Here is a 15,892-nt window from a genome sequence, read left to right on the forward strand (position 1 = left end):
TCTTTTATTCTAAGGTTTCTGACTTTTTACTAAGTGCGTCAAGCGCGCTATGTGAGACTCTGTCGAGTATCGATGAAAGCATTTTTATCTCTTCATCACTGATGTTGTTCAGCAGTTGGCTACGAACTTCGACGATTTTTTCTTCCATCTGTTTGAGCAGTGATATTCCATCTTCGGTCAGTCGTACGATTCGAGCGCGTTTATCACTTTTACAGCTGTAGCGAGTGATGAGAGATTGCTCTTCTAGTTGATTTAAGGTGCGCATTAACGATGGCAATTCAATTTCAAGCGCTTCAGCAAGACATTTCTGACTTACGTTGTCGCCCAGACGTCTCAGTTTCCATAGCGCCGTCCAACGCGGGTGCGTAAGACCAAGTGGCGCTAATTCGCGATCAGCCACCATTTTCCACAGGCGTGAAACGCGAGCTAACTGTTCAGCGAGAGACAATTCTTTGAGGCTTGCAATGTCGTGTACCATGATTAACTCTTATTTACTTAGCGTGCTAAGCAATATAATTTAGTTAGCACGCTAAGTAAATAGTTGTGAGTTAAATCACATAAACTTTTATTAGGGTCGTGAACAAGATTGGTGAGAAAAATCGATAGAAATTGGTCAGGGAGAAATGAAATTATCGTCTATTGTTAAAGGGTTACGGTATTCTTGAATTCAATCAGCACTAATCCAAGCGGATTCAACTCCCAAAAGGCGCAGGCTTGTGGAAGAACACATCATTATCCTTGTAATCGCTCTAGTGATTCTCAGCTACGGTTACATTTCTAATTTTCTGGCTCGCTATGATATTTCCGGACCAATGGTATTTACCGGGCTCGGTCTATTGTTTTCTCCGCTCGGACTGAACTTTGCGCAGCTCAATATCGATGCCAATATGGTCACGGTACTGGTCGAAATCGCTTTAGTCTTGGTGCTGTTTAGTGATGCGGCATTATTGGATCTCGGCCTTTTAAAGCAATCATGGAAAATCCCTGCGAGACTGCTTTTTATCGGTCTGCCCATCACGGTAGTTGCAGGAACCATCGCAGGAAAAATCCTTTTCCCGCAAATGCCATTTTTGGATTTACTGTTGCTGGCTTTGATTCTTACGCCTACCGATGCCGCATTGGGAAAAGCGGTTGTTTCCGATCCTATCGTTCCCAAAACCGTGCGCTCTACTATCAATGTTGAAAGTGGTTTAAATGACGGCATTATTTTCCCTGTCTTGATTACGGTAGGCGCAGCGATAAGCGCTGGCATTCACCATGAACCTCAAGGTAACTGGATGATTTACGTCGCTGAGCAGATTGTGTTTGGTGGTCTGGCTGGCGCAGCGATTGGCTACTTAGGTGCAAAAGCGCAGATGAAGTGTTTGCAGAAAGGGTGGATGGTGGAAACCTATCGCAACTTGGTACCGATCGCTTTAGCCATTCTCTCTTATTACAGTGCCGAGGTGGTTTCTGGCAATGGCTTTATCGCTGCGTTTTTTGCTGGCTTATATGCTGGAAATACCAATCAAGGTGTTCGTGAGCACATTGAAGATTTTGCCGAGAGTGAAGGTGAGCTTTTGGTGTTGATCAGCTTCTTTGTGTTTGGCTTTGCCTTTGTGCCTGTCACTTGGGACTACATTTCAGCACCCGTGATTGTTTACGCTTTACTAAGTTTGACTGTATTGCGAATGCTGCCTGTGATTCTTTGTTTGCTCGGAAGTAAACTTGATTTTTCAACCATGAGCTTTATTGCTTGGTTTGGTCCAAGAGGTATTGCTTCTATATTGTATGCGCTGTTGGTCGCTCATGAATTCGGTTCTATTCAAGGTTATGAGCAGTTGTTCGCCGTTGTGACTTTAACGGTATTGATGAGCATTTTTGCCCACGGTTTTTCTGCTCAGCCGTTGGCGAATTTGTATAGCAAACACATTCAAAAGCCATAGTCGCATGTCAAACAAAGTTGCATGCAAAACAAAGCCGGCTTGATTGCCGGCTTTCATCTCAATAAATCGTGTCTAAAGATGATGAGATTGATTTATAGGTTTTCACCATAGATATCGAAGCTGAAGTATTTCGCTGCGATCTTATCGTAAGTACCGTTTTGGCGAATTTCGACGATAGCTTGGTTAAACTTCTCTGCCAGATCTTGGTCCTGTTTACGTAGCGCAAGTGCAGTTCCTTCACCGATGTAGGCTTTATCCGTTACCGCTTGGCCTTTGAATTCAAAGCTCTTGCCTTCTGCTTTATCTAAGAAAGCGAGAGACAGTTGGTCTGCGTTGCCGAATGTTGCATCCAAGCGACCGTTTTGCATGTCGATGTATACTTCGTCCTGACCTGTATAGCGTTTAATCTCAGCAACTGCGCCAAACTTGTCTGTTACGTAGCGGTCATGAATCGTACCTTGCTGAACACCAATCACTTTGTCTTTCATACCAGCTTGATCAATGGTGAAGTCAGCATTTTTCGCTGCCACGAAACGAGCGGGTGTTTGGTAGTACTTGTTGGTGAACAGAACCTTTTTCTTACGGTCGTCTGTGATACGCATTGACGCCATGATCACGTCTGATTTACGAGCAAGCAGGCTAGGGATTAGTGCATCCCAGCTTTGTGAAACCCAAGTACACTCTAGTTTTGCTTGAGCACATAATGCGTCTGCAATTTCAATATCGAAGCCAACAGGCGTGCCGTCTGCATTCTTGTAGTTGAACGGTGGGTAAGTGAAGTCAGAAGCAAGACGTACTTCTTTTGCAAAAGCTGCTGAACCGAACAGTGCTGCACAACAAGCTAAACCTAAAGCTAATTTTTTCATTGGTTAATTCCTTTTATCAATTATCTACGATTGCGTTGGGTAACTGCGGAGCACACTAATCACTTCTTCCATGCTCGATTGGCTACCGATAGTGATTCGTACGCAGTTTCTAAGTGCAGGGTCGTGACTTTGATTGCGAGTCACAATACCTTGCTTTAGAAGATACGCAAACAAGTCTTCACCTGAATGTGTACGTACTAACACGAAATTGGTTGATGACGGGTAGACGTGAGCAATGCATGGCAAGTTGTCTAACTCACTGATGAACCATTCACGGGTACGAATGAGAGTTTGAGTGTTCTCTTCTACCTGTTTTAGACCCGTTTCAGACAGCGCCGCTAATACCACCGTTGCACTTGAATCCGGCATTGGATAAGGAGGGATAAGCTTAGAGATGAAATCCATCACACTCTTATCGGCGATAATAAAACCGCAACGTACTGCCGCTAAGCCAAAGGCTTTCGATAAAGTGCGAATGACCACTAAGTTCGGATATTGAGCAATTAAACTAGCGGCATTGTGTTCCATTTCAAATTCGATATAGGCTTCATCAACCACTACGATGGCGTCGTCTTGTGTTCCTTCAAGCACTTTGACGATCTCTGCTTGAGAGATAAGATTGCCTGTAGGGTTATTCGGTGAACATAGAAACACCAAATTTGCCTCTTTTGCTGCCTGAATAACACCTTGGCAGTCCAATTCGAAAGCATCACCAACGAGTGGTACTTTGATGGTTTCCATCGCAAGTGCATCGGCACAGAACTCATACATAGCGTAAGTTGGCGGACAAACCACGATCTTATCTTTGCCCGGTTGGCAGAAGGTACGAATCAATAGGTCAATAGCTTCATCTGCACCACGTACCGCAAGCACTGGAGCGTCAACCCCTGCGTATTTTTGATAAGCCGATGCGACATCATGGGGCAGAAAATCAGGGTAGCGGTTGTAGCTTTGCTCCTGATTATCGAAATGGATTGGGAACTCAAGTTCGTTGGCGTTTAACCATACTCGACCTGAACCACCGATACGTCTTGCTGACTGATAAGGTATTAATTTTTTTATGACCTCTGGTACCAATGAGGCGGCTAGTGAAGACATGGTTGACCTCTCGCTAGTGCTAGTTAGTCGCACTGAGTGATTTTTTATTCGTTAAATTGCATTTAATTTGTTTTTATTTGCAATTCGCTTTTTGTTTTGATTATTCAATCAAAAAGGATTTGTAAAAAGAATCGAAATAAACACATACTAGCCATGATAAAAAATCATAGCTTGAGGTGTGGGATGCATCTTCCATCGACAAAAACATTGCAGGCATTTCTCGCCACAGCAGAACACTTGAACTTTACTAAGGCTGCGCATGCTTTGAACCTGACTCAGGGCGCGATCAGTCGGCAAATTCTTTCATTGGAAGAATTGTTGGGTGTGAAATTGTTTTTCCGTCATGCAAGGGGATTGTCGCTCACGCAACAAGGGTTGAAGTTTGTTTCGCATGCGGAAGATGTACTCAACCGTCTACGCTCGGCGATTGAAGAGGTGTCGTCGACACCTTCGACTATAAAACTCAACGCGCCTAGCTGCGTGACATCTTGGTTGTTGCCGAGATTAATGGCTTTTCAGGACGCACACCCTGATATTGATGTGGAGCTGACTTCAACCATTAAGCATCACCTTGAACCGAACTTTAATCTGTTTGATGCAGTGATTATGTACAGCAAAGCGCCCAAGCTTCCTTCCGTGGTTAGCCATCAATTGTTTGAAGAGTGCTTAACGCCTATCTGTCGCCCAGAACTGCTGGATGATTTAGGGCAACTGTTGTCGTTTGATGATTTACCGCGACTGACGTGGTTACATGCGAATACAGAACAAAGTGACTGGAAGTTATGGCTAAACCATATGGATAGAAGAGAGCTGTTTAGCAAAAGCAATCAGCACTTTTCAACCCTTGACCAAACCATGAATGCGGCTCAGCAAGGGTTTGGTATTGCTGTCGGAGATATTACGCTTGCCGAGCAAGATCTTGCTATGCATCGATTAATTAAGCCATTTGAACAAACAGTACTTTCTGGTCACAGCTATTACTTTTTGTACCCAAAACAGAGTGATAATCCTATGCTAGATACGCTTCAAGATTGGCTTGTTTCTGGCTTTCAACAATCAGTAGTAATCGAAAAGCAGGCGATGGCTGCAAACTAATTTGTTCTGCATCCAATATCGACAGATTCAGAATAGAAACAAAGAAGGAGTCGTTATGGCGCGTCCGAAAATTCCTCGTCAGATTTGTGGTTCTCCAGCTCAAAGCTGTTTTAAACCTAATGGCGTACCAATGGGAAGTTTAGAAAAGGTTTTTCTTGAAGCTGATGAATTTGAAGCGATTCGGCTGGTGGACTATCAAGGAATGCAACAGCAACAGGCAGCCGTTGAGATGGGAGTCTCGCGACAAACGTTGGCAAACTTGGTGAAATCTGCCCGTAAAAAAGTGGCGGATAGCTTGCTCAACGGTAAAGCGTTGATGATGAGCCCAGCTGAGTAATTTGGGCTCTGTTTAGAGTGTTGCTCTCGCTAGTAGTTATCCCAATAGGGCTTGTCACCGTAGAAGCCAGATAGAAAGTCGATGAAGTGTCGAACTTTGGAAGCAAGGAATTCTCTGTGACTGTACAGCGCATAGAGCCCGAGAGGTTCGATAGGGAAACTATCCAGAATTTCCAGCTCTCCGTTAGCTATAGCAGAGCCGGTTAGAAAAGTAGGCTGAATGGCATAACCACGCCCCAATACCGCTGTTTTGACAATGACATCACCGTTATTGCTGGCGAAATCGCTGCGGAAATCATGCACCGATAGGTGTTTCGGCCAGTGAGTAAAAAGACTTCGCGGATCAGAGTACGAAAAACGCAGGTAGTTGAGCTGACATAATTCATCAAAGCTAGTTGGTCTGCCATGTTTATCCCAATAGCTCGGTGCGGCGCAAACAAAGAGGTTTATCGGCGTGATTTTTTTCGCCACAAGCGCTGAGTCTTTGAGATGACCGATACGCAGGGCGATATCTACCCCTTCTTCAAGAATGTCGACTTTCCTGTCCGTTAAAAACAGTTCAACTTTGATCTCTGGGAACTGAGTCTGGAACTGTTCTATAGGGCCGGACAAATGGTAAACCCCAAACGACATCGGCGCGCTGATTCGTAGTGTGCCGGAGACTTGGGTATGCAAATTAGAAATCGCATTTTCCATATCATCAATATCCATCAATACTTGATGGCAGCGATCGAAATAGGCCTGACCGGCTTCGGTTAGATTCACGCGGCGCGTGGTTCGGTTGAGCAGCCGTATCTTTAAATCGTCTTCCAGTTGCGCGACATATTTACTGATCAATTGTGGCGACAGTTCCAGCTTGTCTGCGGCTTTAACGAAGCTTCCTTCAGACACCACGGTCGTGAAAGCTCTCATAGCAACAATCTTGTCCATATTAACTTCTGCCTGTATTAGAAATGCCACGTTTATAATTAAGCAACACGGCGCTATTTTATCACGTCTGAGTTGATAGGTATATTAGTCGACATAGTCAAGGCGAGCTTAGATTCAAGCTAAACATAGTGTTAAGACAGACTTCGTATTAAGACTTAAAACGAAAGCCGCCGAATCAGGAGAAATAAAATGAAATCAACTCAACGTATGCCTGCATTGTTCTTATCACATGGTTCTCCAATGATGGCGCTAGAACATTCGCAAACCACAGAATTTTTTAAACAGCTCAGCGATAAATTTCCAGAGCCTAAAGCGATAGTGATATTTTCAGCACATTACGATCGCCGTGGTCCAGTGACAATTACCAGCGGACATAACTTAGGAACAATCCATGACTTCTATGGATTCCCTAAACCGCTTTATGGAATCGACTACTCAGCGAAAGGTGCGCCTGAACTGGCGCAAAAAGCAGCGAAATTACTGCAAGATGCTGGTATAAGTGCTCAACTGGATTCGAACCAAGGGTTGGATCACGGTGCTTGGATACCAATGCTTTATATGTATCCACAGAAAAATGTGCCAATCATTCAGGTGTCGATCAATAGCTATATGGATGCGGTTTCTCACTATGAAATTGGTCGTTGGTTGCGTCCACTTCGTGAAGAAGGTGTGTTGTTTGTCGGTTCAGGCGGTATCAGCCATAACTTGCGCGAAATTTTTGCACCAGTTCAAGACCCACATAGAGTAGAGAAAGTGAATCAGTTCACGGGATGGGTGAGTGATCAACTGGCGTCAGGCAATATTAGTGCCTTGTTGGATTACTTAAACCAAGCACCACACGCAAGGTTTAATCACCCGACGCCGGATCATTATCTGCCTCTGCCTTGTATTTTGGGCACTAGTTATGATGATGAAATTGGTCAGGTTCTTCACCGCGCTATCGATCTGGAAATTCTGGCTCTTGATGCTTACGGTTTTGGTATCGCAGCTTAAAACACTTCCTTCATTAAACCATCACTTAATTGTAAAGCCTGGGAGAGCGATCTCTTGGGCTTTTTTATAGTTTTTTTCTATCGAACTAATAGGATTAATCGAGCATCCATTAGTTTTTGTATCTGTTAAATTTTGTCCGTTGTTAGGTCGTTAGGGCATGATTATGCGTTCTTTTTCAATTACAAACTTAGTTCGGGGAAATGCGTTCATAGCGGTTGCTGCTATTGTCGCGTTGTCCCTATATCTGTTACTTACTCTGACTCGCGTGCAGTCTCAATTTGGTAACGTCGTTGACCGGAATGTCAGTTTGATGACGACAGTTTCTGATCTTCGTTATTACACCGTGACATATCGTCGTTTCGCATTAGATTACGGTTTGACATCCGATGAACAGCAGCATAGGGAGATTGTTCAAACCATCTCGCTCAATGACAACAAGGTCAATGATTCCTTTAAACGCATGAAAGCTCTCGCTGATACCAGCGATATTCAGGCCGCAGTGTACGATTTCGAGCGCCGCATTGATGAATACAGAGCAATGCAACAGAATTACATTCGCTTGATAGACCAAGGCCATATAGATAAAGCAAGACAAGAAATGTTGGGTCCAATGCTTGCTCCGTTTAATGCCATCGTAGATCGCTTAACTCAGCTACAAAACGATTTGGAACAAGAAGCGAACTTGATTAAGCAGAACAAACAAGCAGACATCGAACATGCACTTCAGTGGTCGGTGATAGCAGCGAGTGTTGTGGTTATCTTACTGGTGGCATTTAGCTACTACACAGCGAAACGAGTTTTGAACCCACTCAATCGTCTAAAAGCGCACATGTCTGTTGTGGGTCAAGGCCAACTGCATGCGTCGTTGGCAAAGAACGAATTTCATAATGATGAGTTTGGCCAAGCTGCAACTGCATTTAATAGCATGCAACAGAACCTGCTTAATCTCATCATTGCCGTGAAAGAAAGTGTTCACTCGCTGGATCTAGTGTCTGAAGAGTTAGCGGCGAAAGTGGCTCATACTCAGCAAAGTGTCGATGCTCAGAAAATCGAGATTGATCAGATCGTCGCTGCATCTCAAGAGCTCACTGAGAACACACAATTTATCGATCAAGTCACACAGCAAGCATCAGAAAAGAGTGGAATGGCGAAACAGCAGGCGCAAATTGGTGAAAAGAGCATCGTGAATTCCATCTCGCGCACTGAGAATATGTCGCTCTTGATTGGTCAAACCGGTGAAGTCATTGAAGGGCTTTATCGTGGCAGCTTTGATATCAGTGTGATTTCCGATGTGATTAGCAATATCACCAAGCAAACCAACCTACTTGCTTTGAACGCAGCGATTGAAGCGGCTCGAGCGGGTGAGAGTGGTCGAGGTTTTGCGGTGGTGGCTGATCAGGTTCGAGAACTCGCACAGCAAACGCAAAGTTCTATTGATGAAATTGGCGGCATTATTGGCAATTTGCAGTCTCAAGCCACCAGTGCACAACAGTTAATGAGTCAATGCCAAGAACAAATCGGCGTGAGTTTACAGCAAGTGACGGAAGCGGGTGAGTCCTACCATGCCATCGTCAGTGCTGCAGAGGAGATAGCTAATATGGACAGCCAGATCGCAAGGCTTTCACAAGATCAGAAGTTGCTATCGGTGAATGTGAACAACAGTGTTCAGGCGATCAGTCAGTCTTCGTTAGATATAGAGAATATTGCAAGCGACACCACTAAGACTTACCACGCGGTACAAGCTCAAACAGAACATTTAAAACAGTACATAGGAGCTTTTAGCGTCTAAATCAGTTTCGTTCCAAACCTGCACTTTTCCCGAATAAAAGTAAACTTGCCTAATCATTCCGCTTTTATTCGGGCTTTTTTTCGTGCGAACGTATCGTGACGAATGAAGTGATCAATTTGTTCTGCAACTTTCGAGCTATAAATCATACTGGTATGAGTATTCCGCATCAGATGGTGCGCCGTCATTCCGGCAATTTTGGTTTCATCTACCGTAACTGTGCCATCCGAATGTGTGTCTTTTCCCATCAAAATAGAGCGTACTCCCAGCGGAACAGTACCCGCTAAGCTGCCCAGTTTTTGTGGAAATTCCCACTTATCTTCGTGCTTTTGCAGGCCGAATTTCGCGGAATTCCCCAGCAACACCCCCAAGCCCATTTGCTGAATTTTACCAACAATCGAAGCGCCGTTAATCGGCGAACCCAACGCAACAACATGCGAAATGGTATCTACATCCGGTTTACGTGAAGCGAGATAGCGTTTAATCACCACGCCACCCAAACTGTGTCCAACCAGAACATTGACTTGTTTGTGATCGAGCGCTTTATCAATCGCTGGAAACACCTTGCGTTCATCAATGGCAACCGAGTTGTAACTCACCACTTCGGTATCGTAGCCCAGTTTTTCAAGACGTTGGCTGAGCGGCAACATCGCAATTCCGTGCATGTACAGCCCGTGAAGAATGATCACTTTCATACGGTATCTCTGGGTTCTTTAGGTGAACAGGTAATAATGCAATGGAGTTAATATAACGATGCTTGAACTCCTGTCAAAGCCTTGATTTGCCTTATCGGGAAATACACCTGTTATATTGCTGCTAAATATAATTAATGAAGATTAGTGCTTAATATAATAATTGTAATGAGAATTAAACTCAGTTAGATTCGCAAGCTTTCCATAATAAAAACAACTTTGAACACAACTCTATGAAGGCTCAATTTAACTATTCTTCTCTTTTTTTAGCGATTCTGGCAGGTGTTTCTTCACCAGCATTTTCCGCCAATGAAGGTTCACAAAATATCGTTCCCGAGGATGCTGAAACGGTCACCGTTTATGGTCGAGCTCTTTCTTTATACCGTTCTCAAGAAACGAGTTTAGCCACCAAAACACCGACAGCGATTGACGACACACCTCAGTCGATCCAAGTACTTCCCCAGCAATTAATCGAGGACCAAGGCGCGCGCCAAATTACCGATCTGTACCGCTCAATTAGCGGTGTAAGCCAATACTCTTATTCAGGAGTGACGTTCCGAGGCTTTCGTCAAGATCAAATTCTTTATGATGGTGTACGAGGTGACCCGTTCAACGGATTCTCGATCCCGCAGCTTTTTAATATTGAGCAAGTGGAAGTGTTGAAAGGCCCTTCATCGGCCGTGATGGGAAGTGGAGAGCCTGGTGGCGTGATTAACTATGTCACCCAGAAGCCAACCTATGAGCCTCATCGTCGTATTTCTATGACAGCGGGAAACCAAGACTTTTTCAGTGGCAGTGTAGAGCTTTCAGGTCCTGCGAATGAAGATGAGACTCAACGCTATCGTGTCGCGATTTATCAGGATCACGAGAATCCATCTCGCAACAACACCGATGTTCGTAATCGAATCATCGACCTTGGTTATGCGTGGGATTTAGGTGATACCACAACTGTGACTACTCAGTTTACTGACATCATTCAGCATTATGGTGGTGCTCGTTTACGCGGTATTCCAACCGATGATGAAGGCAATTTTCTTGCAGATATTAACTGGAACGCTAACGAGGCTTCTGACTACCAAGATCTCGAAGCTCAGGTTTACCAGATTAAAGTGGAACATGACTTTAATGCGTGGTTAAGAGGCGATGTTACTGCACGTTATTACGAGAACAAAGAAACGCAGAAATACCACGAACCAATGGGTTTGAAAGATACCAATGGTGATGGTGTTTATGATTGGAGTAAGCGCCAATACCGTGACCAAGTCCGCGAGAATAAAGCCGGCTCACTCTCTGCAAACTTAGTCGCTGAGTTAGGGGAGCATACTCTACTATTTGGTAGCGACTACTACCGACTCAATGAAGACTATGTCTATAACGTAGACAAAAGTGTGGCAGGTCTAAGCCTGGTTGATCCGGAATACGGCGCAGATTCTTCTGCTTACACCTTAACGTTATCTAAACAGACCGACTCTAGTTCCGAGCGCTATGGTTCATATATTCAGGATCAATGGAACATTACCGAGCGTTGGAATGTGCTTTCTGGAGTTCGTGTCGACGGGTTCAAAGACAAAGTTAATGACTTTGTAAAAAATACTATCAGTGAATATCAGGGTTCTGGGTTGTCATATCGTCTTGGCTCGACTTATCAAATCAATTCGAACTTGCACCCTTATGCTGTGGTCGCGACAGGTTTTGTTCCGCAGGATGCCTCTGATCAAGCTGAGTCAAATGGCGGTCCGTTCGATCCTGAAGAGAGCTTGATGTACGAAACCGGTGTACGCAGTTACTGGTTTGACAATGCTCTCAACGTGAATCTGGCTCTTTATCACATGGTTAAAGAGAACATTCTTCAAACAGATCCCGATGACGACACTCGTCTGGTTTCCTACGGCAAAGTGCGCAGTCAGGGTGTTGAAGTGGATATGTTGGCAGATTTAACCGAAAACTGGACGGCAAACCTGAGCTATGCCTACAACGATACACGAGTGAAACAAGCTTACGATGGCATTACCAACAGTGTTGGCACTCGCTTTGCGAATGCCCCGCATCACCAGTTGGGGTTATGGACTCGCTATGATATCGCTGCACTGAATTCATCTGTGGGGTTTGGCGCTGATCATGTGAGCGAGCAGTACAACCAGAGCGGTCAGATTGTAAAAGCCTACACAGTGTTTGATGCGTCATGGCAAACACGCTGGCAGCAGTGGCAGTTCCAACTGAATGTAAAAAACCTGTTTGATAAAGAGTACGCGGTGAGTGGCTTTATCGATCGAACCGGACATTTCCCAGGCGAGCAGCGCCGTATTTATCTGACGGCTAATTACGAGTTTTAATCTTTGAGAGTCTTGCAGTGCGAGGCTCTTTGTTGTTTTCTGAAAAGGTATTAGTGATGAAATGGTCTTCTTGGCTTAAATATAGTGCTGTAGTGGTTAGTTATTGTTTGAGCTTCTTTGCTTCTGCTGTCACCGTTACGGACAGCCACGGTGAATTCTCAATTCATTCGACGCCACAAAGAATCGTGGCGCTTGAGTTCTCGTTCGTTGATGCGCTGGTGGCTGTTGATGTAAGCCCAGTGGGTATTGCTGATGATAACGATCCAAGCCGATTACTTCCTGCCGTAAGCGAGAAGCTGGGTGAATGGAAATCGGTTGGCACGCGTTCTCAGCCTAGTTTGGAAGTGATTGCATCCCTCAAACCCGATCTGATTATTGCTGATGTTGATCGCCACTCAGCGGTGTATAACGACCTAATGAAAATTGCGCCGACACTTCTGCTTCCTTCGCGCCGCGAGACCTATCAAGACAACCTAAAATCCGCGGCGATTATCGGTAAAGTGATAGGTAAAGAAGCTGAGATGACACAACGTTTGCAGCAGCATACACAATTGATGCAGGGCTATGCAAAGCAGTTACACGGACTTGAGCATCAAACGGTACAGTTTGGTGTTGCACGCGAAAATGATTTCTTTGCACACTCATCGGAGTCTTACGCTGGTGGTGTGATTCAAGCGCTAGGGTTGAGTTCTCCAAAAGGGTTAAAGAATGAAAATGCTTCTCGCCAAATCAGCCTTGAACAGTTGCTGGCACTTAACCCAAATTATCTGATTGTTGGTGATTACACTCAAAACAGCATCGTAAAACAGTGGCAGAAGCAGCCTTTGTGGAATGTGCTTAATGCTGTAAAAGCCAAACAAGTCTTCCATGTTGATGGAAATATGTGGGCGCGTTGCCGAGGCATTCTCGCTGCGGAATACATGGCAGCAGACTTGTTAAAGCTGGCTAAGTCTTAATGTATTTGGACATCAAAACGGTGAACGTAGTTACAGCTCTTATTGTTAGCCTGTTACTGGTCACTTGGTTAGGTCTGTTTAGTTACTCTGCCGTGCCTGTGTCAGCATTGGATGCGATTGTTGGTATTTGGTCTCCAAGTTCTGATGTGATTGCTCATGTCATCGTGCAGGACATTCGGCTCCCTCGTGTACTTGAAGCTGCTCTAGTTGGAGCGAGTCTTTCCTGTGCTGGTGCGTTAATGCAAGGTTTAACCCGTAATCCGTTAGCATCGCCAAGCGTATTTGGTGTCAATGCTGGTGCCGCGTTAGGAATCGCATTAGCGACGACGGTCTTCTCTTCTAACATTATTTCAAGCCCGATCGCCGCGATGATTGGCGGCTTTGCCGCTTGGGTTCTTGTTATGGTTTTGGGAGGCGCTTGGAAAATGGGTGCGGAGCGAGGGCAACTTGTTCTCGCTGGTATCGCGATCTCTGCGTTATGTGGTGCTTTAACCAAAGCCAGTGTGATTCTAGTTGAGGAACAAGCAGCTAGTGTGATGGTGTGGCTTGCAGGATCATTCGCACATGTTAGTTGGGATACTTGGGCATGGAGCTGGCCGAGCTTATTCGCCGCACTGATATTGAGTTTGCTGCTAGCTCCGAAAGTGAATTTGCTGGCAATGGGTGATGATCGGGTAAAAAGCCTCGGCGTAAACCTGAACTTGCTCAGAGCTGCGATTGCGTTGGCGGTTTTGGTACTAGTGGGCGTAAGCGTGAGCAGTGTCGGAGCCATAGCTTTTGTTGGTCTTATTGTGCCGCACATTGGCCGTCTGTTAGTGGGATATGATTACCGTATATTGCTACCTGTATCCATGTTACTTGGTGCCGTGTTAACCATTGGCGCAGACATTCTTAGCCGCGCTGTGGTATTTCCAACCGAAACGCCAGCTGGAGCCGTATTAGCAATCATCGGTGCGCCGTGTTTCTTGTATTTAGTTAGGCAAAAACGATGACTTCAGTTTTACGTACACAAATCATTCTGCTCGTGTTTGTTGTCATCGCCATTGTGTCGAACTTAAGTTTTGGGGCGGTAAATTTAACTTCCCAACAGGTATGGCAAGGTTTGTTTTCTGGCAGTGAACACTACTTCACCATTCATGAGTATCGTTTTCCGCGAGTTTTAATTGCTGTATTGGTCGGCGCAATGTTGGCAAGTTCAGGGGTGCTCATTCAAGGGGTGATTCGTAACCCACTTGCTTCACCGGACATCTTGGGGGTAAGCCATGGGGCAGGATTGGGCGCAGTGGTAGTTATGACACTGTTTCCAGCTATTTCTGTTTACTGGCTTCCTTTAGCTGCGCTAATTGGCGGAATAACTTCGGCACTCTTACTTGCGTTAGTGTGCGGCGGAAATGCGGCTCCGGTTCGTTTAGCCATTACTGGCGTAGCACTGGCGGCTTTATACAGCAGTGGTATCGATTTCCTTATCCTCACTCAGCCATTAGAAATCAACAATGCGCTGCTCTGGCTGACAGGCAGTTTATGGGGAAGAAGCTGGACTCAGTTAGCCATGCTATTACCGTGGTTAGTTTTGATACCTGCGGTTTTTTGGCTTAGTCAGGCGTTAAACTTGCTTACATTGGGCGATGAAAGGGCCTGTAACTTGGGTATCTCGGTGCCTTGGGTGAGGGGGCTCGCTTTGTTTGTGGCTGTCATTTGGACTTCAGCTTCAGTCGCTGTTTGTGGGCCAATTAGTTTCCTCGGTTTAGTGGCTCCTCATTTAGCACGTCAGTTAGTGGGTGGGCGTCATCAGGCTTTATTACCCACATCAATGCTGGTTGGGGCTTTTCTACTGCTGGTTGCTGACTTGGTTGCTCGTGTCATTGACCCGCCAATTGAACTTCCAGCGGGTATTATGACTGCGATTATTGGCGCACCCTATTTCTTGTATCTATTGTTCAAAATGAGATAGCTCATGGGTTTAACTACTGAAAATTTAATTGTCGGTTATGGCGACACACCCATTGTTAAAGGTGTCAATGTCACCGTACCTGAAGGAAAAATTACCGCTCTTTTAGGGCCAAATGGTTGCGGAAAATCGACCTTATTGAAGGCGCTATCTCGAATTTTGAAAGTACAAAGCGGCGCAGTTTTGTGGCAGGGAGAAAGGATTGAGCAGATACCTTCACGTCAGCTTGCACAGCAATTGGCTCTGTTGCCTCAATCGCAAGAACCACCCGAAGGTGTCACTGTCCGAGACGCGGTTTCTTATGGTCGCAGCCCTTATACTGGTTTCTGGGGGCAGCTATCTGCTCAGGATAAATTGATTGTTGAGCAGTCTATGGAGGCGACGGGCATAGCATGTTTTGCGGACAGACCCGTTACGGATCTTTCCGGAGGGCAAAGGCAGAGAGTTTGGTTGGCAATGACTTTAGCGCAGGATACAGACTATATCTTGCTCGATGAGCCAACCACCTATCTTGATATGAACCATCAGATCGAGTTAATGAAGTTGCTTCGTACACTTAATCAACAAGGGAAAACTATTGTGACGGTGTTGCACGATATTAATCAGGCTTGCCGTTATTGCGATCACTTGATTGTTATGCAGGATGGAAAAGTGATGAGTGAAGGTGCACCCGAGATTGTGCTGACATCTGAACTGCTTGCAAAAGTATTTGAACTGGATGCGCAAATTCATCCATGTCCGATTACTCAAACTCCAATGTGTATCGTCCGTTAACTCTTTGTTTTAGAACCTCATTATTCGCTTTCCCTGCAAGCAAAGCGAAGCTTCTCAGCCTCTTCGTTTTCACTTCCTTCTTTGGTTATCCTCCCCTTGTTATTTGCCAAAGTATGATGATTTTTTCATCAGTTACGTGTGTTATGAGCACATAACAACA

15 protein-coding genes are annotated in these 15,892 nt (G+C 45.1%); 10 read left to right on the forward strand and 5 right to left on the reverse strand.

All coding sequences use genetic code 11. The features are described 5' to 3' along the window. Window positions 1–4 precede the first annotated feature (4 nt). Complete coding sequence (gene slyA / locus P4S58_RS21410) at window positions 5–478, reverse strand: transcriptional regulator SlyA (protein ID WP_042479689.1); 474 nt, start codon at window positions 476–478, stop codon at window positions 5–7. A 238-nt stretch (window positions 479–716) separates the two neighbouring features. Here slyA and P4S58_RS21415 point away from each other — a divergent pair, with 238 nt between their 5' ends. Next, complete coding sequence (locus P4S58_RS21415) at window positions 717–1,925, forward strand: cation:proton antiporter (RefSeq protein WP_337165646.1); 1,209 nt, start codon at window positions 717–719, stop codon at window positions 1,923–1,925. Window positions 1,926–2,017: 92 nt separating this feature from the next. On the opposite strand, the gene P4S58_RS21420 is transcribed toward P4S58_RS21415, so the two are convergent. Continuing rightward, on the reverse strand, window positions 2,018–2,791 hold the full coding sequence (locus tag P4S58_RS21420) for an ABC transporter substrate-binding protein (RefSeq protein WP_269349333.1): 774 nt from the start codon (window positions 2,789–2,791) through the stop codon (window positions 2,018–2,020). Between the two features lie 24 nt (window positions 2,792–2,815). Beyond that, window positions 2,816–3,889 (reverse strand): histidinol-phosphate transaminase, encoded by a 1,074-nt coding sequence (gene hisC, locus P4S58_RS21425; RefSeq protein ID WP_269349335.1) that lies wholly within the window; start codon window positions 3,887–3,889, stop codon window positions 2,816–2,818. Window positions 3,890–4,072: 183 nt separating this feature from the next. Between hisC and P4S58_RS21430 the strand changes: the two genes are divergently transcribed. After that, window positions 4,073–4,984 (forward strand): LysR substrate-binding domain-containing protein, encoded by a 912-nt coding sequence (locus P4S58_RS21430; protein ID WP_102965648.1) that lies wholly within the window; start codon window positions 4,073–4,075, stop codon window positions 4,982–4,984. A 55-nt stretch (window positions 4,985–5,039) separates the two neighbouring features. Further along, entirely contained in the window at window positions 5,040–5,321 is a 282-nt protein-coding gene (locus P4S58_RS21435) for a DUF134 domain-containing protein (RefSeq protein ID WP_042479696.1), read from the forward strand. Between the two features lie 29 nt (window positions 5,322–5,350). Here the strand turns inward: P4S58_RS21435 and P4S58_RS21440 are convergent, their stop codons facing one another. Beyond that, complete coding sequence (locus tag P4S58_RS21440; RefSeq protein ID WP_102965649.1) at window positions 5,351–6,250, reverse strand: LysR family transcriptional regulator; 900 nt, start codon at window positions 6,248–6,250, stop codon at window positions 5,351–5,353. Between the two features lie 189 nt (window positions 6,251–6,439). Between P4S58_RS21440 and P4S58_RS21445 the strand changes: the two genes are divergently transcribed. Further along, the gene (locus P4S58_RS21445) at window positions 6,440–7,243 is read left to right on the forward strand and encodes a DODA-type extradiol aromatic ring-opening family dioxygenase (protein WP_269349340.1); all 804 of its coding nucleotides are present in this window, start codon (window positions 6,440–6,442) and stop codon (window positions 7,241–7,243) included. 163 nt (window positions 7,244–7,406) lie between these two features. Continuing rightward, window positions 7,407–9,032, forward strand: coding sequence for a methyl-accepting chemotaxis protein (locus P4S58_RS21450; protein WP_337165651.1), 1,626 nt, complete (start codon window positions 7,407–7,409; stop codon window positions 9,030–9,032). 53 nt (window positions 9,033–9,085) lie between these two features. On the opposite strand, the gene P4S58_RS21455 is transcribed toward P4S58_RS21450, so the two are convergent. Next, on the reverse strand, window positions 9,086–9,724 hold the full coding sequence (locus P4S58_RS21455) for a lipase family alpha/beta hydrolase (RefSeq protein WP_102953346.1): 639 nt from the start codon (window positions 9,722–9,724) through the stop codon (window positions 9,086–9,088). Window positions 9,725–9,954: 230 nt separating this feature from the next. Between P4S58_RS21455 and P4S58_RS21460 the strand changes: the two genes are divergently transcribed. From P4S58_RS21460 to fecE, 5 genes are read left to right on the forward strand one after another with little or no spacing between them, the layout of a single operon-like run. Further along, window positions 9,955–12,054: a TonB-dependent siderophore receptor gene (locus P4S58_RS21460; protein WP_337165653.1), complete on the forward strand. Its 2,100-nt coding sequence runs from the start codon at window positions 9,955–9,957 to the stop codon at window positions 12,052–12,054. 56 nt (window positions 12,055–12,110) lie between these two features. Continuing rightward, window positions 12,111–13,010, forward strand: a complete 900-nt coding sequence (locus P4S58_RS21465) for a Fe(3+) dicitrate ABC transporter substrate-binding protein (protein ID WP_337165655.1) — start codon at window positions 12,111–12,113, stop codon at window positions 13,008–13,010. A gap of 20 nt (window positions 13,011–13,030) precedes the next feature. After that, complete coding sequence (locus P4S58_RS21470; RefSeq protein WP_337165657.1) at window positions 13,031–14,002, forward strand: iron chelate uptake ABC transporter family permease subunit; 972 nt, start codon at window positions 13,031–13,033, stop codon at window positions 14,000–14,002. After that, on the forward strand, window positions 13,999–14,961 hold the full coding sequence (gene fecD / locus P4S58_RS21475; protein WP_337165658.1) for a Fe(3+) dicitrate ABC transporter permease subunit FecD: 963 nt from the start codon (window positions 13,999–14,001) through the stop codon (window positions 14,959–14,961). The genes P4S58_RS21470 and fecD overlap by 4 nt, the downstream gene beginning before the upstream one ends. A 3-nt stretch (window positions 14,962–14,964) precedes the next feature. Next, entirely contained in the window at window positions 14,965–15,732 is a 768-nt protein-coding gene (gene fecE / locus P4S58_RS21480) for a Fe(3+) dicitrate ABC transporter ATP-binding protein FecE (protein ID WP_337165659.1), read from the forward strand. Window positions 15,733–15,892: the final 160 nt, after the last annotated feature.

This window comes from Vibrio sp. Hal054, assembly GCF_037162405.1.
GTDB classification, from domain to species: Bacteria; Pseudomonadota; Gammaproteobacteria; order Enterobacterales; family Vibrionaceae; genus Vibrio; species Vibrio diazotrophicus.